Source organism: Vibrio sp. 779(2023) (assembly GCF_033344285.1).
Lineage (GTDB): Bacteria > Pseudomonadota > Gammaproteobacteria > Enterobacterales > Vibrionaceae > Vibrio > Vibrio alginolyticus.
In genome coordinates, this window is record NZ_JAWPOM010000022.1 from 1 (window position 1) to 26813 (window position 26813).

Annotated in this window: 22 protein-coding genes; 9 read left to right on the forward strand and 13 right to left on the reverse strand. The window is 46.4% G+C overall.

The genetic code is table 11. The features are described 5' to 3' along the window. Nucleotides 1-120: 120 nt before the first annotated feature. From hemG to R8O70_RS20585, 3 genes are read right to left on the reverse strand one after another with little or no spacing between them, the layout of a single operon-like run. A complete protein-coding gene (gene hemG / locus R8O70_RS20575; protein WP_005378894.1) occupies nt 121-648 on the reverse strand; it encodes a menaquinone-dependent protoporphyrinogen IX dehydrogenase in 528 nt (175 codons plus the stop codon). Between the two features lie 9 nt (nt 649-657). Beyond that, nucleotides 658-2115, reverse strand: a complete 1458-nt coding sequence (locus R8O70_RS20580; RefSeq protein ID WP_005378893.1) for a TrkH family potassium uptake protein — start codon at nt 2113-2115, stop codon at nt 658-660. A 46-nt stretch (nt 2116-2161) separates the two neighbouring features. Then, entirely contained in the window at nt 2162-2785 is a 624-nt protein-coding gene (locus R8O70_RS20585) for a YigZ family protein (RefSeq protein ID WP_025768945.1), read from the reverse strand. Between the two features lie 261 nt (nt 2786-3046). Between R8O70_RS20585 and fadB the strand changes: the two genes are divergently transcribed. The 3 genes from fadB to R8O70_RS20600 all read left to right on the forward strand — a co-directional run bounded on the left by fadB (nt 3047) and on the right by R8O70_RS20600 (nt 7641). Next, nucleotides 3047-5218, forward strand: a complete 2172-nt coding sequence (gene fadB / locus R8O70_RS20590; protein WP_054579435.1) for a fatty acid oxidation complex subunit alpha FadB — start codon at nt 3047-3049, stop codon at nt 5216-5218. Between the two features lie 14 nt (nt 5219-5232). Then, entirely contained in the window at nt 5233-6408 is a 1176-nt protein-coding gene (gene fadA, locus R8O70_RS20595; protein ID WP_006743176.1) for an acetyl-CoA C-acyltransferase FadA, read from the forward strand. Nucleotides 6409-6660: 252 nt separating this feature from the next. Next, the gene (locus tag R8O70_RS20600) at nt 6661-7641 is read left to right on the forward strand and encodes an MDR family oxidoreductase (protein ID WP_005378882.1); all 981 of its coding nucleotides are present in this window, start codon (nt 6661-6663) and stop codon (nt 7639-7641) included. A 52-nt stretch (nt 7642-7693) separates the two neighbouring features. Here R8O70_RS20600 and R8O70_RS20605 read toward each other — a convergent pair whose 3' ends face one another. Further along, nucleotides 7694-8638 (reverse strand): LysR family transcriptional regulator, encoded by a 945-nt coding sequence (locus R8O70_RS20605; RefSeq protein WP_005378881.1) that lies wholly within the window; start codon nt 8636-8638, stop codon nt 7694-7696. Between the two features lie 167 nt (nt 8639-8805). Beyond that, nucleotides 8806-8988: a hypothetical protein gene (locus tag R8O70_RS20610; RefSeq protein WP_005378880.1), complete on the reverse strand. Its 183-nt coding sequence runs from the start codon at nt 8986-8988 to the stop codon at nt 8806-8808. A 133-nt stretch (nt 8989-9121) separates the two neighbouring features. Between R8O70_RS20610 and tusA the strand changes: the two genes are divergently transcribed. After that, nucleotides 9122-9370, forward strand: coding sequence for a sulfurtransferase TusA (gene tusA / locus R8O70_RS20615; RefSeq protein ID WP_005378879.1), 249 nt, complete (start codon nt 9122-9124; stop codon nt 9368-9370). A gap of 44 nt (nt 9371-9414) precedes the next feature. Here tusA and R8O70_RS20620 read toward each other — a convergent pair whose 3' ends face one another. After that, a complete protein-coding gene (locus R8O70_RS20620; protein ID WP_005378878.1) occupies nt 9415-9675 on the reverse strand; it encodes a hypothetical protein in 261 nt (86 codons plus the stop codon). A gap of 160 nt (nt 9676-9835) precedes the next feature. Beyond that, nucleotides 9836-10390, reverse strand: a complete 555-nt coding sequence (locus R8O70_RS20625; protein WP_005378877.1) for a TMEM165/GDT1 family protein — start codon at nt 10388-10390, stop codon at nt 9836-9838. Nucleotides 10391-10874: 484 nt separating this feature from the next. Between R8O70_RS20625 and glyQ the strand changes: the two genes are divergently transcribed. From glyQ to R8O70_RS20645, 4 genes are all read left to right on the forward strand, one after another. Then, entirely contained in the window at nt 10875-11792 is a 918-nt protein-coding gene (gene glyQ, locus R8O70_RS20630) for a glycine--tRNA ligase subunit alpha (RefSeq protein ID WP_005383818.1), read from the forward strand. A 13-nt stretch (nt 11793-11805) separates the two neighbouring features. After that, entirely contained in the window at nt 11806-13872 is a 2067-nt protein-coding gene (glyS, locus tag R8O70_RS20635) for a glycine--tRNA ligase subunit beta (RefSeq protein ID WP_005378875.1), read from the forward strand. A gap of 217 nt (nt 13873-14089) precedes the next feature. Next, nucleotides 14090-16174, forward strand: a complete 2085-nt coding sequence (locus R8O70_RS20640; protein WP_258624157.1) for an alpha-amylase — start codon at nt 14090-14092, stop codon at nt 16172-16174. Nucleotides 16175-16403: 229 nt separating this feature from the next. After that, nucleotides 16404-17657, forward strand: coding sequence for a valine--pyruvate transaminase (locus R8O70_RS20645; RefSeq protein ID WP_213867293.1), 1254 nt, complete (start codon nt 16404-16406; stop codon nt 17655-17657). 127 nt (nt 17658-17784) lie between these two features. Here the strand turns inward: R8O70_RS20645 and R8O70_RS20650 are convergent, their stop codons facing one another. The 6 genes from R8O70_RS20650 to dnaA all read right to left on the reverse strand — a co-directional run bounded on the left by R8O70_RS20650 (nt 17785) and on the right by dnaA (nt 25606). Next, nucleotides 17785-18222 (reverse strand): Hsp20 family protein, encoded by a 438-nt coding sequence (locus tag R8O70_RS20650; protein WP_005378857.1) that lies wholly within the window; start codon nt 18220-18222, stop codon nt 17785-17787. Nucleotides 18223-18755: 533 nt separating this feature from the next. Continuing rightward, the gene (locus R8O70_RS20655; RefSeq protein WP_017821918.1) at nt 18756-19172 is read right to left on the reverse strand and encodes a GreA/GreB family elongation factor; all 417 of its coding nucleotides are present in this window, start codon (nt 19170-19172) and stop codon (nt 18756-18758) included. Nucleotides 19173-19515: 343 nt separating this feature from the next. Next, nucleotides 19516-21933 (reverse strand): DNA topoisomerase (ATP-hydrolyzing) subunit B, encoded by a 2418-nt coding sequence (gene gyrB, locus R8O70_RS20660; protein WP_258624156.1) that lies wholly within the window; start codon nt 21931-21933, stop codon nt 19516-19518. 13 nt (nt 21934-21946) lie between these two features. Further along, nucleotides 21947-23026 carry a DNA replication/repair protein RecF gene (recF, locus tag R8O70_RS20665; protein ID WP_005378839.1) on the reverse strand — a complete coding sequence of 360 codons (1080 nt, stop codon included), beginning with the start codon at nt 23024-23026 and terminating at the stop codon, nt 21947-21949. Between the two features lie 9 nt (nt 23027-23035). Further along, nucleotides 23036-24136 (reverse strand): DNA polymerase III subunit beta, encoded by a 1101-nt coding sequence (gene dnaN / locus R8O70_RS20670; RefSeq protein WP_005394106.1) that lies wholly within the window; start codon nt 24134-24136, stop codon nt 23036-23038. 63 nt (nt 24137-24199) lie between these two features. Further along, nucleotides 24200-25606 carry a chromosomal replication initiator protein DnaA gene (gene dnaA / locus R8O70_RS20675; RefSeq protein WP_005378835.1) on the reverse strand — a complete coding sequence of 469 codons (1407 nt, stop codon included), beginning with the start codon at nt 25604-25606 and terminating at the stop codon, nt 24200-24202. Nucleotides 25607-26018: 412 nt separating this feature from the next. Between dnaA and R8O70_RS20680 the strand changes: the two genes are divergently transcribed. Further along, nucleotides 26019-26765, forward strand: a complete 747-nt coding sequence (locus R8O70_RS20680; protein ID WP_005378831.1) for an amino acid ABC transporter substrate-binding protein — start codon at nt 26019-26021, stop codon at nt 26763-26765. Nucleotides 26766-26813: the final 48 nt, after the last annotated feature.

Here is a 26813-nt window from a genome sequence, read left to right on the forward strand (position 1 = left end):
TCAGCGAGGTGGCATTATAGAGATTGCGATCACATTGGCAAGCCCTTTTTCTCGTTTTTTTTGATTTTTTTATCGTTCGGATAAATTTGCATCAAAAGCGGTCAAAAGAGCACGTTATTTCTACAGTTCTCTAAATTTATCTGCGAAAAGAGCCACTTTTTCCCAATTGGTGTACTCCACCTCTTTGGTCGTATCGGTTTCGCCACCCGTCATCGACATAATGAACCTAATCATAGTTCTGTCGAACCAGCTATAACGTGGGTAATAAAGTGCACCAGCAAAAACACCGATTAGCGTTGGTTTCCAAGGGGACTTAATTAGGAACTTGCGAATGTAGGCACTACCTTCAGGTGTATCCTTTCCTTGGTCCTCTTTACGAGCGGTTAAGTTTACGCAGAAAAATGCCACTTTATTTTGCTCCAATTGATTGAGGTTTCGCTCAATAAACTGGTATAGCTTTTTATTAAGATGGCCATAGCGAATAGAGGCGCCTATCAATACTCTGTCGTATTGGCTGAAGTCAATCGTCTCAACATTATGTAAATCCACCAGCTCACAATCGAAATCTGGAAGTTGTTCATCTATATAGTGGAGAATTTTTTTAGTCTGCCCTTCGCGGGAAGAGTATAGAAATAATGCTTTTGCCACGATTTCCCCTTAGCTACGCCAAAACGTCGGCGTAAGTAGAATAAGTAAGGTAAAGATTTCCAAACGACCAAACAGCATAGAAACTATCAATACCCATTTTGCTTTGTCGTTAACATCACCAAAGTGCAGCGCTACTTCTCCCAAGCCAGGACCGAGGTTGTTCAGAGTCGCAGCCACCGCCGAGAACGCACTGAGCTCATCCATTCCTGTTGCAATCAACCCCAACATACAAACCACAAATACCAATGCGTATGCGGAGAAGAAGCCCCAAACCGCATCGACAACACGTTGCGGTAGGGCACTGCCACCTACTTTGATGGTGTAAACCGCGCGTGGATGGACTAAACGTTTTAGTTCACGCGCACCTTGTAAGGTAAGAAGCAGGATACGGATCACTTTCATGCCGCCGCCTGTTGAACCAGCACAACCACCTATAAAGGAAGAGAACAATAACAGCACAGGTAAGAAGAGCGGCCAATCCGCAAAACCTGTTGTCGTAAAGCCCGCTGTTGTGGATATTGATACGGTTTGGAACAGAGCCTGATCGAAAGCATCGTATGTCGATGTGTAAGAGTGATGTTTCAGTAATAATAGAAAGCAAATGATAAATAGCAGCACTTGAATAAACAAGAAGGCACGAAACTCAGGATCTTTCCAGTAATACTTGGGATGTACGCCACCTGATGCAAATGCAGCAAAGTGCAGTGTGTAATTACATGCAGATATAAGCAGAAAAACCACAGTAATCAGGTTAATCGCGTAACTATCAAAATATCCGATGCTGGCATCGTGGGTAGAGAAGCCGCCAATAGCAATGGTGGAAAAGCTGTGACTGATGGCGTCAAATGGCGTCATACCAGCTAACCAAAAAGCCGAAGCACAGGCGATAGTCAGGCTCAAATAGATGTACCAAAGCGCCTTAGCAGTTTCTGCTATGCGCGGCGTCACTTTAGTGTCCTTGACTGGACCAGGGATCTCGGCGCGGTAAAGCTGCATACCACCAATGCCAAGTACTGGCAAAATCGCCACCGCTAATACGATGATTCCCATACCGCCGAACCACTGCAGTAACTGTCGATAGAATAGAATCGCTTTAGGTAACTCATCCAAACCAACAATAACGGTCGCCCCGGTCGTCGTGAGAGCAGAAAACGATTCAAAAAACGCATCTGTCACTGAGACGTTCGGGTTGTCAGCAATGAGAAAGGGGATCGAGCCTGCACTGCCAAGTACTGTCCAGAATAAGACGACAATAAGAAAGCCATCTCGAGCTTTAAGCTCGTGCTTATACCTGCGGTTTGGGTACCAACAAACGGCCCCACAAAACAGCAGAACAAAAAATGTCGTGACAAAAGGCACACCAGCACCATCTCGATAGATCAGCGCAACGAGTGCTGGCGCAAGCATAGTGACACTAAAGAGTGCGAGCAGTAGCCCGACGATTCGAATAATTGAACGAAATTGCATGGATAAATTGACTAGCGAAGCTGTCCCTGTTGCTTCCTGTTTTTCATTATTGTCCGTCTAGCGGAGTGACAATTGCCTTTGCCCCGCTTTTATTAATGATTGCTTGGGTAAACGCGCTCACTTCTCGAAGCTCAATTTCCACCACTAATACGACCTGATCGCTGTATTCAGCCTCGACTTCTATCGCACCAAATTGCGGCATGATTGATTGTGCGATCGGCATAAACCCATAGTCTAACGTTAGTCTGAGCTTTGTGGTTATTTTTTTCTCAATAGTTTGAAGCAGCTTGAGCGCTTGTTGTACCCCACCCCCATACGCTTTAACCAAGCCGCCTGTACCTAACTTGATTCCACCAGAGTATCGCGTGACCACAGCCGTGATCTCCCCCACACCAGATCCAGACAGCTGAGCAAGGATCGGTTTACCTGCCGTCCCTGAAGGTTCTCCATCATCACTAAAGCCCCACTGCATCGAATCTTCTGGTCGACTAGCAACAAAGCCCCAACAGTTATGTCTAGCATCAGCGTGTTTAGCTTTGATTTGATCAACAAATGCTTTTGCAGCTTCGATACTTGGCGTGTGTGCCAAATAAGTAATGAAGACGCTCTTTTTAATTTCTTCTTCAAATTGAGCGGGCTCTGCTGGAATCAGATAAGGCTTGTCATTCATAGGATTATGGATTCAGGTTTATTTGCCTGAAGTCTATCACGAGTGTGATTTACCCGTCGCATAAGATCTGCCACAGCGCACAATGTTAAACACTTGTTTAAAAAATGTATTGAAATTAGACAATCCACGATCCAAACTAACTTTACTGGTCAAACCAGAACAAAAATAAAACGACTTCCTCGATACCTATTTGCCGAGGTACACGGCGTCGTTGAAATAGGTATACAGACAATCCACGATTGTATGTCATGGAGATAGACAATGATTTACCAAGCCGAAACCCTACAGGTAAAGGAAATACAAGATGGTATTGCAGAGCTAAGCTTCTGCTCTCCAAAATCCGTCAACAAACTCGACCTAGCGACATTGGAATCGCTAGATAAAGCTCTTGATGCGCTCATTGCCCATCAAGGCCTCAAGGGGTTGTTGCTCACTTCAGATAAAGACGCATTCATTGTAGGCGCAGACATTACCGAGTTTTTAGGTCTGTTTGCTAAAACGGATGCCGAGCTCGACCAATGGCTGCAATTTGCTAATAGCATCTTTAACAAATTAGAAGACTTACCCGTTCCGACCATCTCAGTGATCAAAGGCCACGCTCTTGGTGGCGGTTGTGAATGTGTGCTAGCAACAGACATGCGTATTGGTGACAAAACCACCAGCATCGGCCTACCAGAAACGAAACTGGGAATCATGCCTGGCTTTGGTGGTTGTGTACGCTTACCTCGCGTTATTGGCGCAGACAGCGCAATGGAAATCATCACCCAAGGTAAAGCATGCCGTGCGGATGAAGCATTGAAAATTGGCTTACTCGATGCAGTTGTAGAGACTGATGCTTTATACGAATCAGCACTACAAACTCTTAACTCTGCAATTAACGAGAAACTTGACTGGCAAGCACGCCGAGCACAGAAAACATCTCCGCTAACGCTGAGTAAGCTTGAATCAATGATGAGTTTCACCATGGCGAAGGGTCTGGTGGCACAAAAAGCAGGCCCTCACTACCCTGCCCCAATGACAGCCGTTATCACGATTGAAGAAGGTGCTCGCTTTGCACGTAATGAAGCGTTAGACATTGAACGTAAGCACTTCGTGAAATTGGCTAAATCGGAAGAAGCAAAATCACTCGTTGGCCTATTCCTTAATGATCAATACATCAAAGGCATTGCGAAAAAAGCAGCGAAGTCAGCAAGTAAAGACACGCAACGTGCAGCCGTGTTAGGTGCAGGTATCATGGGTGGCGGCATTGCTTACCAATCAGCGCTAAAAGGTGTGCCTGTCTTAATGAAAGACATCGCGCAAGCGTCGCTCGACCTAGGCATGACTGAAGCATCTAAGCTGCTGAATAAACGCTTATCTCGCGGTCGCATTGATGGCTTTAAGATGGCGGGTATTTTAGCGTCAATCACACCGAGCCTACATTACGCAGGTATTGAAAACTCTGATGTGATTGTTGAAGCTGTCGTTGAAAACCCGAAAGTAAAAGCAGCAGTTTTAAGTGAAGTTGAATCCCATGTCGGTGACGACACCGTTATCACCTCAAACACCTCGACGATTCCTATCAACCTATTGGCAAAATCACTAAAACGCCCAGAAAACTTCTGTGGTATGCACTTCTTCAACCCAGTGCATCGTATGCCTCTTGTTGAGATCATCCGTGGTGAGCATACCTCTGATGAAACCATCAATCGTGTTGTGGCGTATGCTGCGAAAATGGGCAAATCACCAATTGTCGTTAATGACTGCCCAGGGTTCTTCGTTAACCGCGTATTGTTCCCATACTTTGGCGGCTTCAGCATGCTACTTCGTGATGGTGCTGACTTTACGAAAATCGACAAAGTCATGGAGCGTAAATTTGGCTGGCCGATGGGACCGGCGTACTTGCTTGACGTAGTCGGCATTGATACCGCGCACCACGCACAAGCTGTGATGGCTGACGGTTTCCCTGAGCGTATGGGTAAACAAGGTCGTGATGCGATTGATGCACTGTTCGAAGCAGACAAATATGGTCAGAAAAATGGTAATGGCTTCTACAGCTACACCATAGATAAAAAAGGTAAGCCGAAGAAAACCTTCTCCGAAGCGATCTTACCGGTACTTGCTGACGTTTGTGCCGATAAGCAGGACTTTGACGATCAGACCATCATTCAACGTATGATGATTCCAATGATCAACGAAGTGGTGCTGTGCCTACAAGAAGGCATCATCGCGACTCCGCAGGAAGCAGATATGGCATTGGTTTATGGTCTTGGTTTCCCTCCATTCCGCGGTGGCGTATTCCGCTATCTAGACAGCGTGGGTATTGCTGAATACGTTGAAATGGCAAAACAACACGCCGAGCTAGGTGCGATGTACCAAGTACCGCAAATGCTGATTGATATGGCGGCGAAAGGTGAAAGCTTTTACGGTGCACAACAGCAAGGTTCTATCTAAGGAGGGATTCTAAAATGACTAATCAAACAAGAAATGTTGTCGTAGTCGATTGTCTACGTACTCCAATGGGTCGCTCTAAAGGTGGTGCTTTCCGTCATACACGAGCAGAAGATCTATCTGCGCGCCTAATGAAAGGCATTCTTGCGCGTAACCCACAAGTGAACCCAAGCGAGATTGAAGACATCTACTGGGGCTGTGTACAGCAAACACTAGAGCAAGGCTTTAACGTTGCACGTAATGCCGCGCTACTCGCGGGCCTGCCGATTGAAATTGGCGCCGTGACGGTGAACCGCTTGTGTGGTTCATCAATGCAAGCGCTTCACGACGGTACACGTGCCATCATGACTGGCGATGCTGAAATCTGCCTAATTGGTGGTGTTGAGCACATGGGGCATGTGCCAATGAACCACGGTGTAGACTTTCACCCAGGTATGTCAAAGAACGTAGCAAAAGCTGCGGGCATGATGGGCTTAACGGCTGAAATGCTGGGTAAATTACATGGCATTAGCCGTGAGCAACAAGACGAGTTTGCCGCTCGCTCACACGCTCGTGCGCACGCAGCAACCGTAGAGGGTCGTTTTAAAAACGAAATTCTACCAATTGAAGGCCACGCAGCAGACGGCACACTGTTCACTCTGGATTACGACGAAGTGATTCGCCCTGAAACATCCGTTGAAGGTCTATCTCAACTTCGCCCAGTGTTCGACCCAGCAAACGGTACAGTAACAGCCGGTACATCATCGGCTCTGTCCGATGGTGCATCAGCGATGTTGATCATGAGTGAAGAGAAAGCCAATGAGCTTGGTTTGAAGATTCGTGCACGTATTAAAGGCATGGCCATTGCGGGCTGCGATCCTTCTATTATGGGTTACGGTCCTGTACCTGCGACGAAAAAAGCGCTCAAGCGTGCTGGTCTTTCAATTGAAGACATGGATGTGGTTGAGCTAAACGAAGCATTTGCCGCGCAGTCTCTGCCGTGTGCTAAAGACTTAGGCCTGCTTGATGTTATGGATGAGAAAGTCAACCTTAACGGTGGTGCGATAGCATTGGGTCATCCACTAGGCTGTTCTGGTTCACGTATCTCAACAACGTTGATCAACCTAATGGAAGCGAAAGACGCGAAATATGGTCTGGCCACCATGTGTATCGGTTTGGGTCAGGGCATTGCGACAGTATTTGAACGACCATAACAGTTCAAGACGTTGTTGTAGTGATCGAGCCAACAATCATAAGCAAATGAACTAGTACTAAAATTTTTAGTATTACACTTAAGGGCGACAATTGATGTCGCCCTTTTTGTTTTACATCAAACATGCATGAAGAGCATACATTAAATGCTCAAGTTTCATTTTATTCATAGACAAAGAAGACATACACTTAGACCAGTTGATATCTTGCTGCATGTGACCCAGAGTCATGCTACCGCACAATCGGAGAACCTTATGTTTAATGCTCTAGTTCTAAATCAAGAAGACAAACGTACTATCGCTAACATCGAGCAAATCGATGAAACACAACTGCCTGAAGGCGACGTTCTGATTGACGTTGATTACTCATCGTTAAACTACAAAGACGGTCTTGCGATCACAGGTAAAGGTAAAATCATCCGTAACTTCCCGATGGTGCCAGGTATTGACCTAGCAGGTACGGTAGTAAGCTCAGAAGACGACCGCTACCAAGCTGGTGACAAAGTTGTCCTTACTGGCTGGGGCGTGGGTGAAAACCACTGGGGTGGTATGTCTCAGCGTGCTCGTCTAAAAGCGGATTGGCTAGTACCACTACCAAAAGGTCTAGACAGCAAGAAAGCAATGATGGTTGGTACTGCTGGCTTCACTGGTATGCTGTGTGTTCAAGCACTGCTTGATGCAGGCATCAAACCTGAAAATGGCGAAATCCTAGTAACTGGCGCAAGTGGCGGTGTAGGCTCAGTCGCAGTAACGCTTCTAGCACAGCTTGGCTACAAAGTTGCTGCAGTGACAGGTCGTGTAGAAAAAAATGGCCCGCTACTTGAAAAACTAGGTGCTAGCCGCATCATCGACCGTACTGAATTTGAAGAACCAGCACGTCCACTTGAAAAGCAAGTATGGGCAGGTGCGGTTGATACTGTAGGCAGCAAAGTACTGGCTAAAGTATTGGCGCAAATGGATTACAACAGTGCAGTTGCAGCTTGTGGTCTTGCAGGTGGTTTTGATCTACCAACCACAGTGATGCCGTTCATCCTACGTAATGTTCGCCTACAAGGTGTGGACTCAGTAATGTGCCCAACAGAGAAACGTATCGCAGCATGGGAAAAGCTGGTCGAGCTACTACCAGACAGCTACTTCGAGCAAGCGTGTACTGAAGTTGCTCTTGCTGAAGCACCGAAATATGCAGAAGACATCACCAACGGTCAAGTAACGGGTCGTGTGGTTATCAAGCTATAAACACTGACTCAGTGTAAACAGACGAAGAGCCGGCATTGCTGGCTCTTTTTTGTTAGCAGTTCAGTCCCATATCTTCGATACGTTTAGCTATCAGACGGCTACACTCTTCACGCACAATCGTTCTTAACCATTCTTGAGCGGGAGAATGCTCGCAACGCGCATGCCAAATCATCGAGTATTCAAACGGCGTGAATTGGAATGGTAACGGTTTCACCACCAAGTCATAACGCTCGGCAACCAGATACGCCAAGTCCGCTGGCACTGTGATGATAATTGGCAAGGTATCCATGATCGCCAATGCGGCTTCTAAATGATAAGCCCGCAGAACCATTTTACGCTTAGGTTTCTCCATCAAAGCTTGTTCGATCAGTGCCTTAACACCATCACTGATGGCGATCATGGCATGTGGATGACTCAGATAATCATCCAAGCTCATTTCTTTATCCGCTAATGGATGCTGTTTTGAAAGCATACACAGCACCCCCACTCGCCCCAACACTTCACTGCGTAGAGGCTCCACCGGGCCTGTCGGGCGACAAATCGCTAAGTCTGCACCTTCATAAGTGAGCTGATCTGATAAACGGTCGTGTTGCAGTGGTAAGAAGTTGAAAGACACGTTTGGTGCTTCTTGGTAAATTCTCGGCAAAGCGAACGGTAAGATCGTTTGCATGGCATAATCGGTGGTCACGATGTTGAAAGTCTGTACGCATTGCAATGGGTCAAACTCAACCGGAGATAACAACTGACGTAAAGACTCTAATGGTTCGCCCAATGAGCGATCGATCTCTAACGCTTTCTGAGTTGGGATCAAATGCTGTCCCTGACGAGTAAACAGCGGGTCTCCCAACAAGTCACGTAGACGACCAAGCACACGACTCATTGCCGATTGACTCAAGTTCAGACGTGTTGCCGCCTTACTGACACTGTTTTCTTCTATCAGTACTCGCAACGCAACCAGTAAATTTAAATCTCGGCGATAGATATCTTCCAGTTCCACGAATTAGCCACTTATTTTGTATGTGTTTGGGTAAATTGTACTCTTTAGGCAAAAAAAATCCCGCCTTTCAGCGGGGAAGCCCAAGAAAAATGGGGATAGTGTCGGAATGAAGTGTCGGTAAAAATAGGTGAGCGTTATTAAAAGCATTCTGATCCAAGCAAGAAGCGCTAATTTTCTTGCTCAGATGCGCCAGACCATCTGCGCATCTCGATCCAAATCCCAATAATAGTGGCAACCATGCCTACTAGAGGCGTCAAAGAGGTGTCAGCTGGCGTCCTGAGTACCAATGCACAAAACGAGATAAAACACAGCACTGAGTAAATCGTAAGTCTGTCTAACGCTGTTAACATTGCCTCTCCCCCGCCAGTTGTTACCAAATTGTTAATTTAAGGTAAAACAAAAAATTCGGTTTGCCAAGTGGTTATTGAATATTTTTTCAACGAAAGTAAAATTCAACGTTCAGTTAGTTACGAGAATCACACTATGAGCTTTAATCCTGAACTGGCAAACAAGACATTAGAGGCGGAAGGACTGCGCTGCCCAGAGCCAGTGATGATGGTCAGGAAGACAATTCGCAACATGCAAGATGGTGAGATTTTGCTGGTCAAAGCAGACGATCCATCCACGACTCGAGACATTCCGAGTTTCTGCCGCTTTATGGACCATCAATTAGTTGCGGCACAAACGGAGCAAGTTCCGTATCAGTACCTGATCAAGAAAGGATTGGAATAATCTGGTCGAACTAAAAACGGCAGCCTATATTGGCTGCCGTTTGTTTATTCGTCGTATTCGAGTGTGCGAACTTCTGATTGGAGCTTGTTAAGTTGTTTCTTCATTGCCCGCATCTCTTCATGCATAGGAATGATGTGAGCGACACGAATCCACGCTTCTACTGTCAATCCAGTAAGAACGAACGATCCTGCTACAATCGGTAACCACATATCAGTTAGCACCATCGCTAGTAAACACAGCGCTAAACCAAAAGTGAATAAATAACTCTGACTCTTCGGGGACATCCCCATGTAACGTGTAAGCATAAACTTGCCCTCTCGCTATCATTCACACCATTAAACTACCATGACAAGTATGACACTTATATGTCATCCGTCACGCAACGGAACGATTTAGAGTCAGAGTTTGAACTCGCGCAGCACGCCACTAATGATTGATAACTCACATAATTTCACGTGCAAAAAATCAGAACAGTGCAGCCCCTATTGCCAGAGCAATAAACAAAAATGCGGTAATTTTACGGATCAGCCCTAAAGGCATCTTGTCGGCCGACAATTTACCAATCAGGACCACAGGTACATTCGCCAGCAGCATACCGATTGTGGTACCGATAATCACCAAACTTAACGCATCCGCGTATTGCGCCCCTAAGATGGAAGTGGCGATCTGAGTTTTATCGCCTATCTCCGCAACGAAGAACGCGATAAAGCTGGCAATAAATGGGCCTCGATTAGAAATCTGCTCGTCATCATCCAGTTTGTCCGGGATCAGAACCCAAGCCGCCATCGCGACAAAACTGACCACCAGCACCCACTTTAAAATCTCAGGTGATAGATAGTCTGCGACAACCACACCTAACCATGCAGCCAAAGCGTGGTTGGCAATAGTTGCCAAAAAGATTGCTGCAATAATTGGGATTGGTTTTCGGTAACGACTTGCGAGTAATAGAGATAGCAATTGGGTCTTATCGCCAATTTCTGCTAACGCTACAGTAGTAATTGAAATAGCTAAAACGCTCACGACATGCTCATTGGGGCAGGGATTATTATTTTTAACCGAAGACAAACCTCACGCCCCTACCCCGGTTCGTGATGATTTGTCTAAGGTCTTGCTAAACTTGAAAGGCTTCAAGTCTCGAACGCCATGGTGATTTTGCACCAATTATGTTGACGGACGAACCAGATGAAACAGAAACTTCATCAGGTAAGCTACTCCCCAAAGACAGGCGCAATTCTAGCCACCTTTGTTGCGCTTCTCAAGAGCCAAAGCAGGCAAAAACTCCCTTTTAGGAAAAATACAGCAGATAACGCGGTAAAAATTCATTAAAGGAGAAAATCGCCCACGAATTAATCAAGATTAGCTCTACTCCCATGCTCAATATCTGGTTATACTAGATTGTTAATTTATTCAACCGTAATTACTCTTTATCGCCGTTGTTAGAGTTGAAAAACTCGGCATAGATGACGAATTAACGAGTAACAAGAGAATCGCGCGAACCTGACTTATGCAAAAATACGATATCAAAACCTTCCAGGGAATGATCCTCGCGCTGCAGGATTATTGGGCTCAAAATGGTTGTACCATTGTTCAACCGCTAGATATGGAAGTGGGTGCGGGTACCTCTCACCCAATGACCTGTCTACGAGCGCTTGGCCCAGAGCCAATGTCGACAGCTTACGTACAACCTTCACGTCGTCCTACTGATGGCCGTTACGGTGAAAACCCTAACCGTCTTCAGCACTACTACCAATTCCAAGTAGCGCTAAAACCATCGCCTGACAATATTCAAGAGTTGTACCTTGGCTCCCTTGAAGTTCTTGGTATTGACCCTCTTGTACACGACATCCGTTTCGTAGAAGACAACTGGGAAAACCCAACACTAGGCGCATGGGGTCTGGGCTGGGAAGTTTGGCTAAACGGCATGGAAGTGACCCAGTTTACTTACTTCCAGCAAGTTGGTGGTCTTGAGTGTAAACCAGTAACTGGTGAAATCACTTACGGTATCGAACGTCTAGCAATGTACATCCAAGAAGTAGACTCTGTTTACGACCTAGTTTGGAACATCGCACCAGACGGCAGCAAAGTGACTTACGGTGACATCTTCCACCAAAATGAAGTAGAGCAATCGACTTACAACTTCGAGCACGCAGACGTTGAATTCCTATTTGGCTTCTTCGAACAGTGTGAAAAAGAGTGTAAAGAGCTACTTGAGCTTGAAAAGCCACTGCCACTACCTGCTTACGAGCGCATCCTAAAAGCCGGTCACGCATTCAACCTACTAGACGCACGTAAAGCGATCTCAGTAACTGAACGCCAACGTTACATCCTACGCATCCGCAACCTGACTAAAGCAGTTGCAGAAGCATACTACGCATCGCGTGAAGCTCTTGGCTTCCCAATGTGTAAGAAAGAACAAGCGTAAGGGGTAGAGTAACATGGCAAAAGAATTTCTAATCGAGCTAGGTACAGAAGAGCTACCACCAACGCAACTTCGCACTCTAGCTGAAGCATTCGCAGCAAACTTCGAAGCAGAACTAAAAGGCGCTGAGCTTGCTCACGAAGGCGTGAAATGGTTCGCGGCACCTCGTCGTCTTGCACTTAAAGTCGCAGCACTAGCAGACAGCCAGTCTGACAAAGTTGTTGAAAAGCGTGGTCCTGCGGTTTCTGCAGCGTTTGACGCGGAAGGCAACCCAACAAAAGCGGCTCAAGGCTGGGCACGCGGTTGTGGCATCACGGTTGACCAAGCAGAGCGCATGGTTACAGACAAAGGTGAATGGCTACTGTTCAAACAAGAAGTGAAAGGTCAGCCAACGTCTGAGATCGTCGTTGAACTTGCAGCGAAAGCACTAGCAAACCTACCTATCGCAAAGCCAATGCGCTGGGGTAACAAAACGACTCAATTTATCCGTCCAGTTAAGACGCTAACCATGCTAATGGGCAGCGACCTAATCGAAGGCGAGATCCTTGGTGTCGCTTCTGACCGCACTATCCGTGGTCACCGCTTCATGGGTGAGCAAGAGTTCACTATCGATTCTGCTGAACAATACCCTGCGATCCTAGAAGAGCGCGGTAAAGTAATGGCAGATTACGAAGCGCGTAAAGCAATCATCCTCGCTGACGCACAAAAAGCGGCAGCAGCGGTTGGCGGTATCGCTGACCTAGAAGATGACCTAGTAGAAGAAGTAACGTCTCTGGTTGAATGGCCAGTGGTACTAACAGCGAAGTTTGAAGAAGAGTTCCTAAAAGTGCCTTCTGAAGCGTTGGTTTACACCATGAAAGGTGACCAGAAGTACTTCCCTGTTTATGACGAAAACAAGAAGCTACTACCTAACTTCATCTTCGTATCGAACATCGAATCAAAAGAGCCTCGTTACGTAATCGAAGGTAACGAGAAAGTGGTTCGTCCTCGTCTTGCGGACGCAGAATTCTTCTTCAACACAGACCGTAAGCGTCCGCTTATCGACCGTCTGCCAGAACTAGAACAAGCGATCTTCCAAAAGCAACTGGGTACGATCAAAGACAAAACAGACCGCATCACTGAACTTGCTGGCTACATTGCTGAGCAAATCGGTGCTGACGTTGAGAAATCAAAGCGTGCTGGTCTACTAGCAAAATGTGACCTAATGACCTCAATGGTATTCGAATTCACGGATACTCAAGGTGTTATGGGTATGCACTACGCTCGCCACGACGGTGAAGCAGAAGAAGTTGCAGTAGCACTGAACGAGCAATACATGCCTCGTTTCGCAGGTGATGAACTGCCATCAAACGGCGTTTCAACTGCAGTTGCAATGGCAGACAAGCTAGACACTATCGTAGGTATCTTCGGTATTGGTCAAGCGCCTAAAGGCAGCGACCCATTCGCACTACGCCGCGCATCTCTAGGTGTACTACGTATCATCGTTGAATACGGCTACAACCTAGACCTTGTTGACCTAGTGGCGAAAGCGAAGTCACTGTTTGGCGACCGCCTAACCAACGACAACGTTGAACAAGACGTTATCGAGTTCATGCTTGGTCGTTTCCGTGCTTGGTACCAAGACGAAGGCTTCAGCGTAGACATCATTCAAGCGGTTCTAGCTCGTCGTCCGACGAAACCAGCAGACTTCGACCAACGAGTTAAAGCGGTTTCTCACTTCCGTGAACTAGAAGCAGCAGAGTCTCTAGCCGCAGCGAACAAACGTGTAGGTAACATCCTAGCGAAATTCGACGGCGAACTAGCAGCAGACATCGACCTAGCACTTCTACAAGAAGACGCAGAGAAAGCACTAGCAGAAAGCGTTGAAGTAATGACAGAAGCGCTAGAGCCAGCATTTGCTACAGGCAACTACCAAGAAGCTCTAAGCAAGCTAGCTGACCTACGTGAACCAGTTGATGCGTTCTTTGATAACGTAATGGTAATGGCAGACGACGAAGCACTTAAGAAGAACCGTCTGACACTACTGAACAACCTGCGTAACCTGTTCCTACAGATCGCAGACATTTCTTTGCTTCAAAAGTAATTCATTACTCTTAGAAGTGATTAAGAAATAAGTAAAAGGGAAGCAGATGCTTCCCTTTTTTGTTGCCTTCAAACCGATGAAGGTGACGCTTATTATTCATTTTGTGAACAAGACTAAAATTTGTAGGGTGAGACGCGTTTAACTTGTTGGTGTAGAGCTCGGATTGTAGAGGCACAGTTTTGCTATAACTGGACTGTTTATTCGGGGGAAGGACACAATGAAAAAAACAATTCTCGCACTCTCTATCGGTCTACTGAGCGCCTGCAGCCAGATTCCAGAAAATGCCATCGTATTAAGCGTTGGTGATGACACCGCTGTTTTTGAGGAAAACTCACAAGGCTTACTTATCGCCGAGCAAAAACTCGAAAAAGGCAGTTATACCTTTACCATTGCTGACAGCAAGCAAAGCTGTGGCAGTAGCTTTGCCCTAGCAGAAGAAGATCGCATCAAGTTCAATCGTCCATTAAAAATGGATAACTGCGCCACTGATGTACAAATGCCACTGCGCATCTTCAAAGCCAATACCTATCAATTTACGCTCAATCCAACCACCAACGAGCTGACGGTCAAAATCAAACCAAAGCAGAGTCAGGACATCACCTACTCTTGCCCTGTCGCAACTGACACGCCAAAAACCATCAATGTTGCTCAAACCTTTAATGATGGCACTGTCGTTCGCGATGCCTTAACCGGACAAGAAGCCACAGTCGCCAATGGCAGCGTCACCATGCAGCCAGGTCCTATGAGCCAAGGCCTATTGCTGCTAGAAGAAGTTGAACAGCAAGCCGATAAACCGTTCAGTTGGGATAACGCAACGGTGTACTTCGTCATGACTGACCGCTTCTACAATGGCAACCCAGACAACGACAACAGCTACGGTCGCAGCAAAGATGGAAAATACGAGATTGGTACCTTCCACGGTGGTGACTTAGCAGGTCTGACGAAAAAACTCGATTACATCGAATCACTTGGTGTGAATGCTATCTGGATAACCTCACCACTGGAACAAATCCACGGCTGGGTTGGTGGCGGCGATAAAGGCGACTTTAAGCACTACGGCTACCACGGCTACTACCATCAAGATTGGACCAAGCTTGATGCCAACATGGGTACCGAAGATGAACTCAGAACCTTCGTCGATACCGCCCACAAGAAAGGTATCCGCGTGATTTGGGATGTGGTCATGAACCACACAGGTTATGCGACATTAGCGGACATGCAGGAATTCGGATTTGGTCAGCTTTACCTTGATGACCAAGAAGCCAAAGAAGTCCTTGGTGAAAAATGGACCGACTGGCAGCCAAAATCAGGACAAAGCTGGCATAGCTTCAACGACTACATCAAATACGGTGATAGCGAAGCGTGGGATAAATGGTGGGGCAAAGATTGGATCCGCACCGACATTGGCGACTACGATGCTCCGGGCTACAACGATATCACCATGTCTTTGAACTACCTACCGGATCTCAAAACCGAATCGACTCAGAAAACCGGATTACCAAACTTCTTCCGCAATAAAGACACCAATGCGCAAGATGAGCTGCAAACCCCACGTGAACATCTGATTACCTGGTTATCCGATTGGGTGCGCGACTACGGCATTGATGGCTTCCGTGTCGACACCGCTAAACACGTTGAAATGGAAGCGTGGGCAGAGTTGAAAGCCAGCACCACCCAAGCGCTTGCTCAGTGGAAGCAAAACAACCCAGACAAAGCCTTGGATGACCTACCTTTCTGGATGACGGGTGAAGTGTGGGCACACAGCGTAGTGAAGAGCCCGTATTTCGATAACGGCTTTGATTCCATCATCAACTTCGAGTTCCAATCTGATGTGGCACCAAAAGCGCTGAAGTGTTTCGCTCAACTTGATAATGATTACCGCCATTATGCAGAGCGCATCAATAACGATCCTGAGTTCAACGTGTTGAGCTACTTGTCTTCACACGATACACAGCTGTTTTGGTCAGCGCGCAGCCGCAGCTTTGATGACCAAGCACGTGCCGCGAATGCACTGATGCTGGCTCCGGGTGCAGTACAGATCTATTACGGTGATGAGATAGCTCGTGATTTTGGCATTACTGGTTCAGATGCTCACCAAGGCACACGCTCAGATATGCCATGGGATAAGATTCATGGCGAACGTGAAGATCTACTGCAACATTGGCAAAAGTTGGGGGAATTCCGTAAACGCCACCCAGCGGTTGCTCAAGGTAAGCACATCACTCGCAACCAAGAAGGTTACTACGCGTTCGAACGCCAATACCAAGACGACAAGGTGCTGATTGTTTACACCGGTGAGTAAATCACACTCTCTCCACCAGCAAGGGAAGCATAAGCTTCCCTTTTTTATTGTTCTTTTTGCCCTTTTGTCTCGTTCCTCTGGTCTGATGACGCACTTTTTTCTTTTTCGGCTTAATTCACACTTTGCGTTAATTACACATTGAGGTAAGGTCAAGGATTACTCGATAAGCCGATAAAACATCGGCATAAACATACACAAAGCAATCACAATGAATTAGGTATAAGTCAGCATGCAGTTCTCAAAGTTTGGTGAAAAATTTAATCAGTATTCAGGTATTACGCAGTTAATGGACGATTTGAATGATGGTCTGCGCACACCAGGTGCCATCATGCTCGGTGGAGGTAATCCTGCCGCCATTCCTGCCATGCTCGATTACTTTCACCAAGCCAGTGAGGAAATGCTCGCCAGTGGGGAGCTCGTCGCCGCCCTCGCCAACTACGATGGCCCGCAGGGTAAAGACGCGTTCGTCAAAGCGCTAGCTCAGTTATTCCGTGAAACTTACGGCTGGGATATTTCCGAAAAGAACATCAGCCTAACTAACGGTAGCCAGAGTGGCTTCTTCTACTTGTTCAACTTGTTGGCAGGTAAACAGCCAGACGGTTCGCACAAGAAAGTGCTACTGCCTATCGCACCTGAATACATCGGTTATGGTGATGCTGGCATTGATGAAGATATCTTTATCTCTTACCACCCAGAAATCGAGCTGTTAGATAACGGTCTGTTTAAATACCACGTCGATTTTGAGCAACTCGCCGTCGACGACTCTGTTGCGGCAATCTGCGCGTCTCGCCCAACTAACCCAACGGGTAATGTACTGACAGATGAAGAAGTACGTAAGCTGGACAAGCTAGCACGTGAGAACAACATCCCACTGATCATCGATAACGCCTACGGTCTACCTTTCCCGAACATCATCTTTGAAGATGTCGAACCGTTCTGGAATGAAAACACCATCCTATGCATGAGCCTATCTAAGCTTGGTTTACCGGGCGTGCGTTGTGGCATTGTGATTGCGAGTGAAGAAATCACTCAAGCGTTAACCAATATGAACGGCATCATCAGCCTAGCGCCGGGCAGTGTTGGTCCAGCGCTGGCAAACCATATAATTGGCAAAGGCGATCTGCTTAAACTGAGTTCAGAGGTGATTAAGCCGTTCTACAAGCAAAAATCACAACGTGCGGTTGAACTGCTCCAACAAGCAATTACCGATGAGCGATTCCGCATCCACAAGCCAGAAGGCGCTATCTTCTTGTGGTTATGGTTTGATGAACTGCCAATCACAACAATGGAACTGTACCAACGCTTGAAAGCGCGTGGCGTATTGATTGTCCCTGGTGAATATTTCTTTATTGGTCAGCAAGACGAGTGGGATCACGCGCACCAATGCCTGCGTATGAACTACGTTCAAGATGATGAGATGATGCAAAAAGGCATTGCGATTATCGCTGAAGAAGTGGAAAAGGCTTACCGCAAAGGTAAATAGACGGATTGAACTCAGCCGTTCTTCTCTTTGAAATTACGGCTTTGAAATAGCGGATTTGAAAACCCCCAAACTAAAAAGAGCGCCCATATGGCGCTCTTTCTCATTCTATAACCGGGTGGTTAACTGATTAGTTGTTCTCAATCAGGTTGTTGCCACCGATAGCAATCTTACGTGGTTGCATGGCTTCAGGGATTTCACGAACTAAATCGATATGAAGCAGACCGTTTTCCATTGATGCACCCACGACTTTTACGTAATCCGCTAGCTGGAATTTACGTTCAAAATCACGTTCTGCAATACCTTGGTAAACGTAGTTTTTGCCTTCTTCTGCTTTACGTTCGCCCTTCACAATCAACATGTTTTCGTTTTGAGTCAGATCGAGCTGTTCTTCAGCAAAGCCAGCAACGGCCATAGTAATACGGTAGTTGTGCTCGTCTTTTTGCTCAATGTTGTATGGAGGGTAACCGCCAGAAGTATTTTTCGCTGTATTCGCTTCCATCAGGTTTAGCAGACGATCAAAGCCAATTGCATTACGGTATAGTGGTGAGAAATCTACATTACGCATAAATCTATCCTCTTAATTAAGCAATAGTCTTAGTTCAGATGAGTTCAATCCTACTGGCGTGTTTATGCAAAAACCAACGCCGAACTAAGAGATTCTTATCATTCCACTGGCCTTGGTTTGGCTCGGAGACATGATATTGAATCTAAAGGTTTAAGTTGTGTGCTAAAACGCCATATCCTCTTCTGAGCGATCTCGTTTTAGCGATTTCAGAGGGCTGGTCTTCTAGTCTCTAGCAAGCCAGTCACCCTCTTCATAACTAGATATAAGGTCGTCAAAAATGACTTTCAAGGGAAAAAACAAAAAATTTTTAAAGCATCCACTATCCCCTTGAACAGCTTAGTTCCTCATCACTTCGCGATCAGTGATAAAAAGCCCGCCGTTCTGGAGGGCTCAATCTACACTTTACTTGCGGGAGGATTTACGCGCTTTTACAACGCCCTTTTCTGCCGCCTTTTCCTGCTTTAGTTTGCGCTTTTCTTTTAGACTCAACTGCGGTTGTTTCTTTTCTTTCTTACTCATGACTTCACCTCTATTTATTGGCACAACAGACAACCACACAGCATTTTCTGAGCTGGTGGTTGCGATTGATGAACAATTTCAGTAATCACAAAGCAGCGTCGCTGATTAAAAATTTCCACTTCGAGCGCATCATTTTTAGCTCGACCTAATAGTCGAGACCCCAAATAAGAATCGACCGCGAGCATACCTGTCATGGGTTGCCCCTTGCGCGAGCTGACCAATGTCATGCGATATTGATAGGCGCGTTCAACATCCACTAAGCGAACCGTGTCCCCAACCGCAATACGAGTTCGGTTACGGCAATGGGCTTGTTGCTCGCAGGTTTCAAATAGCGATAACAACCTTAGTGGTGATTGATAGGTTAAAAAGCGACTGGTTAACCACCAAGTTCGCAGCGCCAAGCAGTACGCTGAGAACCAGCGTTCAAACATGATTATTTCCTTCTTAATGCCTTGTCTTACAAATAAATTCAGTGCATTGAACCGGAAGTGCATCACTTCCGGCTTAGTTCAGGAAAGTCATCACCATTTTCTTAGTCTCCTTATTCATCAGCTCTTCAGCACTATAGCGAGCAGAAAAAAGAAAGCAAAAACGCTCAAGCGAACAAAATGGCGAGAAAAAAAGAAAACAGAAATAAAATGGCAGGCTTGATCGGGTTGTTGGCAGTTAGTACCAGAAAAACATCCGCTTTAGCAGAAAGTGGCGATTTTAGCTGGTGGTACAACAAAAAAAGCAGCGATTTCTCGCTGCTTTTTACTATCACGAACAGTGTCGTTATACGTCTAGGTTCGCTACTTTCAGTGCGTTCTCTTCGATGAAGTTACGACGAGGTTCTACTTGGTCACCCATTAGCGTAGTGAACAGTTGATCTGCGCCTACCGCATCTTCAATCGTTACCTGCATCATACGACGAGTTTCTGGGTCCATGGTGGTTTCCCAAAGTTGGTCTGGGTTCATCTCACCTAGACCTTTGTAGCGCTGACGGCTTAAGCCACGCATTGACTCTTTCACTAACCAGTCAAGCGCTTCTGCAAAGTTTGCCACTGGCATAGTACGCTCACCACGTTTGATGTACGCGCCTTCTTCCAGAAGTCCATCAAGTGCTTCTGATAGATCAGCCAACTTGCGGTACTCTTTCGAGTTTAGGAAGTCGATGCTAATTGCATGTTCGTGCGTCACGCCGTGAGTACGAACCACAATCTTAGGCAAGTTTAAGCCTAGCTCTTCGTGCTGCTCAACTTCGTAGCTGTACTGGCTTGCACCCACTTCTTTCGCATTCAGCTGTTCAATAAGCTGCTTCGTCCAAGCTTCCACAACTGATGCGTCATGGCATTGCTCTGGCGTTAGGCGAGGAATGTAAATCAACTCGTTTACCAAAGCACTTGGGTAACGACGGCTCATACGTTCCGCCAGTTTAATACCCGCATTGTACTGTTGAACAAGCTTCTCTAGTGCTTCACCTGCCAATGCTGGTGCTTCTGCGTTTACGTGTAGCGATGCGTTGTCCAGAGCCAATGATACTTGGTATTGGTTCATCGCTTCTTCATCTTTGATGTACTGCTCTTGTTTGCCTTTTTTCACTTTGTATAGTGGTGGCTGAGCGATGTACACATAGCCACGCTCGATAAGCTCTGGCATTTGACGGTAGAAGAAGGTCAACAGTAGCGTACGGATGTGCGAACCATCGACATCGGCATCGGTCATGATGATGATGTTGTGGTAACGAAGCTTGTCCGGGTTGTACTCGTCACGACCGATACCACAACCAAGTGCAGTGATCAGCGTTGCTACTTCTTGCGAAGACAGCATCTTGTCGAAACGCGCTTTTTCTACGTTAAGAATCTTACCTTTTAGCGGTAGGATTGCTTGGTTCTTACGGTTACGGCCTTGTTTTGCGGAGCCGCCTGCCGAATCACCCTCCACTATGTATAGTTCAGAGAGTGCCGGATCTTTTTCCTGACAGTCTGCAAGTTTACCTGGAAGGCCAGCTAGGTCTAGTGCACCTTTACGGCGCGTCATTTCACGAGCTTTACGCGCTGCTTCACGAGCACGTGCTGCATCGATGATTTTCGAACAAACCATCTTCGCTTCTGTCGGGTTCTCAATCAGAAACTCAGACAGTTTTTCACCCATTGCAGACTCAACAGCTGATTTCACTTCAGAAGAAACCAGTTTGTCTTTTGTTTGGCTTGAGAACTTAGGATCAGGCACTTTCACCGAAACAACCGCAGTTAGACCTTCACGCGCATCGTCGCCTGAAGTCGCTGTTTTCGCTTTCTTCGAGAAACCTTCTTTATCCATAAAGCTGTTCAATGTACGTGTTAGCGCAGCACGGAAACCAGCAAGGTGAGTACCACCATCACGCTGTGGGATATTGTTGGTAAAGCAGAAGATGTTCTCTTGGAAACCATCGTTCCATTGCATCGCCACTTCAACTGAAATGCCGTCTTCACGCTCAGAGTTAAAGTGGAAGATTTTTTCGATGATTGGCGTTTTGTTGGTGTTTAGGTGATCAACGAACGCTTGAATACCACCTTCATACATGAAGTGATCATGTTTGTCCGCTTCACGTTCATCAACCAATTTGATCGACACACCAGAGTTCAGGAATGACAGTTCACGCAGGCGTTTCGCCAGAATGTCATAGTGGAACTCAGTGTTAGAGAACGTTTCGGCACTTGGCCAGAAACGAATTTGTGTACCGGTTTTATCCGTATCACCCACAACAGCTAGTGGCGCTTGAGGCTCACCATGGCGGTAGGTTTGCGTATGGATATGGCCACCACGATGAATCGTTAGCTCAACTTTCTCTGATAGTGCGTTTACTACTGAAACACCTACCCCGTGAAGACCACCCGATACTTTGTATGAGTTATCGTCGAACTTACCACCCGCGTGAAGAACCGTCATGATTACTTCTGCTGCAGAGACATTTTCCTCTGAGTGGATTTCTGTTGGAATGCCACGACCATCATCGCTAACGGAAACCGAGTTATCCTCATGAATTGTCACAACGATGTCTTTACAGTGACCTGCCAACGCTTCATCAATTGAGTTATCCACCACCTCGAAAACCATGTGGTGAAGGCCGGTGCCGTCGTCCGTATCGCCGATGTACATTCCTGGACGCTTACGTACCGCATCCAGACCCTTCAGTACCTTAATACTCGATGAATCGTAATTTTCAGACATGAGTTTCTCTCTTCTAGTTTGACTCTATCCTGCCATGTTCCACATGAAACAATTTACCGTTATCGTCCAACATATCGGCGATTTGGCTTTCAGTGATAGAGCTTACAAATACTTGTGCGCCCGTCTCTTTTAAGCAGTCAGCAAGACGCTTGCGACGTTGGCTATCTAATTCCGACGCGAAGTCATCAATTAGGTAAATGCATTGTTTACCGGCCATCTCTGTCAGGTGTTGCCCTTGCGCTACACGCAATGCACACACCATGAGTTTTAATTGACCGCGTGACAGAACATCTTCAACGGGCGTTCCGTTCACTTTAATGCGCAAATCAGCTTTGTTTGGGCCACTAAAGGTGTATCCCAATGCCTGATCACGCTCAAAATTCTTTTCTAGTATCTCGTGGTATGGAGTGTCTTTATCCCAGCCACGATAATACTTCAATTGGATCTCAAATTCTGGCAAAAATGTCTGACAGATAGTTTCTGCGACAGTTTTCATCTGCTCGATGTAACTTGCTCGCCATTGGCTGATGTTTTCAGCCAATCCTGCCATTTCCTGATCCCAATAACTGAGCTCACGATAACTATTGGCGGTTTTCAACAACGCGTTGCGCTGCTTGTTCAGGCGCTTGAACCTTCCCCATGCTTGATAAAAAGCGGGCTCGGTATGAAACACGCCCCAATCAATAAACGCACGACGATGTTTAGGGCCATCTGTCAGTAAATCAAACCCTTCTGGGTGTATCAACTGCAGAGGCAGAACTTGTGCCAACTGCGCTAATTTTTGTCCAGATTGACCGCCTATTTTAACCTCTGTTGAGCCATCACGCTGCTTATTAATGCCGATAGGTAGCTCAAATTGATCCGAGTTCAAAAAACGACCATGAACAAACAGTTCGTCACACTCATTTTGTATCACTCGTCCGGTGAGAGAGCTCTTGAATGAGCGGCCATGCCCGAGCAGATAAACCGCTTCTAAGACACTGGTTTTACCGCTGCCGTTCGGCCCGATAAGAAAGTTAAAGCCTGCTGATAACTCAATATCACAGGCTTTAATGTTTCGAAACTGCTGAATGATGAGACGAGAAAGAGGCATTCAGTTGGCTTATAGACGAATTGGCATCACCACGTACATGGCACTGTCATCGTCGGCATTTTCAATCAACGCGCTAGCGTTAGCATCCGACATCGACACACGTACATTTTCACAACGCAACGTGTTCAGAACATCAAGCACATAGCTTACGTTAAAGCCGATTTCGATGGCGTCACCTTCAAAGGTTACATCAAGCATCTCTTCCGCTTCTTCTTGTTCTGGGTTATTCGCGGTTATGCGCATTTCAGTATCAGCCAGATTCACACGCACGCCACGGAATTTTTCGTTGGAAAGAATAGCAGCACGAGAGAAGGCTTGGCGCAACTCGTCACAACTTGCTATTAGTGTCTTATTGGTGCTCTGAGGCAATACACGGCGGTAGTCAGGGAAACGACCATCAACCAACTTAGAGGTAAAAGTAAAGTTATTCACCTCAGCACGAACATTGGAGCTACCGATCTGAAGTACTACGGGCTGCTCTGGCGCATCCATCAACTTTACTAATTCTTGCACACCTTTGCGTGGCACGATGATTTGCTTCTGCGCAAAGTCCGCACCTAGCTGAGTTTGCGATACCGCCATACGGTGGCCGTCCGTCGCTACGCTGCGTAGCGTGGTGCCGTCAATTTCAAACAACATGCCGTTGAGGTAGTAACGAACGTCTTGATTCGCCATCGAGAACTGAGTTTTGTCGATCAGCGTACGTAAATCAGCTTGGCTCAGTGATACTTCCACTTCACTTTGCCAGTCTTCAATATTAGGGAAATCGTTTGCAGGAAGCGTTGCCAACGAGAAACGGCTGCGACCAGAGCGAACTTGTACGCGATCACCTTCTAATACAAATGTGATGATCGCATCGTCCGGTAAACCACGACAGATATCGAGAAACTTACGCGAAGGAACGGTAATGCTGCCCGCTTCAAAATCACCTTCTAGCGTCACTTTGCTTACTAACTCTACTTCAAGATCGGTTGCCGTCATCGACAATACGTTCTCTTCTACTTTAAGAAGTAGGTTACCCAGGATTGGCAGAGTTGGTCGGCCACCTAAAGCGCCCGAAACCTGCTGTAGCGGTTTGATTAAATGACTACGTTCAATGGTAAATTTCATGCTTGGCTCTTTACGCTGTCAGCTCAATAAATGATTTGCTTAGAATACCGTTATTCTAACCGATTACGAAGACAGGGTGCGAATCAAGTTAGAGTAATCTTCTTTAATGTCGTGGCTCTCTTCACGCAGCTGCTCAATCTTGCGACACGCATGAAGTACGGTCGTATGATCGCGGCCCCCAAACGCATCGCCAATTTCAGGCAAGCTATGGTTGGTTAGTTCTTTTGCTAACGCCATGGCCAGCTGACGAGGACGCGCTACAGAACGAGAACGACGCTTAGACAGCAAGTCCGCCACTTTAATCTTGTAGTATTCCGCCACGGTCTTTTGAATGTTATCGATCGTCACCAGCTTCTCTTGTAGAGCAAGCAGATCGCGCAGCGCTTCACGAACAAAATCAATCGTAATTGGACGACCAGTAAAGTTCGCGTTCGCGATAACACGGTTCAGTGCACCTTCGAGCTCACGAACGTTCGAACGCAGACGCTTGGCAATGAAGAATGCCACTTCATCAGCAAGGTGGATTTGGTGATCTTCGGCTTTTTTCATCAAGATCGCCACACGCGTTTCAAGCTCAGGTGGCTCGATCGCAACAGTAAGACCCCAACCAAAGCGAGATTTAAGACGATCTTCAACGCCATTAATTTCTTTAGGATAACGGTCAGACGTTAGAATGATCTGCTGATTACCTTCCAATAGTGCGTTGAAGGTATGGAAGAATTCTTCTTGTGAACGTTCTTTATTAGCAAAGAATTGGATGTCATCGATAAGGAGCGCATCCACGCTGCGGTAGTAGCGTTTGAATTCTTCAATCGCATTGTTTTGCAGCGCTTTCACCATGTCTTGCACAAAACGTTCTGAGTGCATGTAGACCACTTTTGCGTTCGGGTTGTTATCCACAATCGCGTTACCCACCGCATGCAATAAGTGGGTTTTACCCAAACCCGTGCCGCCGTATAGGAATAGTGGGTTGTAAGCTGCACCTGGGTTATCCGATACCTGACGCGCCGCAGCCAAACCCAGTTGGTTCGACTTACCTTCAACAAAGTTATCGAACTTGTGTTTTGGGTTCATGTTTGAGCGGTGATTGATAGCCGCAATCGCTTGAGCGTCGTCATCCCAGGTTTTGTGTACTGGCTTACGCGCCTGTAATTGCGCAGGAGCAGATGACTCGGCAGCCACATCTGCAGGCGTACGTGTCGGCGCTGGTTTTGGTGCAGAGACAGGTCGGCTCCCCACTTCAAAACGTAAGTTAGGAATATCGCCACCGCAGTATTCCTGCAGTAAGCGAGTAATATTGTTCAGATACTTATCACGCACCCAGTCCAACACAAAGCGGTTTGGCGCGAATAGAGTGAGAGTATTGTCATTGAGCTCCGCTTGTAGCGGACGAACCCACATGCTGAATTCTGTAGCTGGTAGCTCTTCTTGAAGCTGCTGCAAACATTGCAGCCAAAGCGAAGATGACACGGTGCCCCCACTGAGTAATTGAATTATCGGAAAAGACTGGCAATTTTACCTGTTGATAACCAAGATCGCCAGCGATTGATCGACGATCCAGTGAATAAGATCCAAGTTATTCACAATTATTTCTGCAAACTTGATGAGATCAACACACCTTGCCCCAAATTTGCCCACACAACGATCCACAATTGGGCAAAATTCACAAGATCGAGCGATTGGTGATAAGTCTGTGTATTATTTTATTCCCAATGCTGATTTTGTCGATCATTTCGCTAGGTTCAGTTCGCATTTTCGTCACATTTAACATTCTTCTTCTATTATCTAATAACTCACAGGTCTAGGTTATTGCTCTTGGTTATTTATTTAATTGAGCTAACTAACAGTAGTATTTCCAACCATAAAATTATGGAGATGTATTATGAAAAACTGGATTAAGGTTGCCGTTGCAGCCATTGCACTGTCGGCAGCAACCGTACAAGCCGCTACTGAAGTCAAAGTTGGTATGTCAGGTCGCTACTTCCCGTTTACTTTTGTAAAGCAAGACAAGCTACAAGGCTTTGAAGTCGACATGTGGGATGAAATCGGTAAACGTAACGATTACAAAATCGAATACGTAACAGCCAACTTCTCTGGTTTATTTGGTCTTTTAGAAACTGGTCGTATCGATACGATCTCCAACCAAATCACCATGACTGACGAGCGTAAAGCTAAATACCTATTTGCTGACCCTTACGTTGTAGATGGCGCACAAATTACCGTGCGTAAAGGCAACGACAGCATCAAAGGTGTTGACGATCTTGCGGGCAAAACCGTTGCGGTGAACCTAGGCTCTAACTTTGAACAACTGCTGCGTCAATACGACAAAGACGGCAAGATCAACATTAAAACGTACGACACAGGTATCGAACATGACGTGGCGCTCGGTCGAGCAGATGCATTTGTAATGGATCGTCTTTCTGCGTTAGAGCTGATTAAGAAAACTGGCCTTCCTCTGGAATTGGCAGGCGAACCGTTTGAGACCATTCAAAACGCATGGCCTTTCGTTGACAACGAGAAAGGTCGTAAGCTGCAAGAAGAAGTAAACAAAGCACTGGCTGAGATGCGCGCAGATGGTACAGTAGAGAAAATTTCCGTGAAGTGGTTTGGCGCTGACATCACGAAATAAGAACTCTTTGTACTTTAGGCCGCAAAGTGGTATCACTCTCGGACTAAA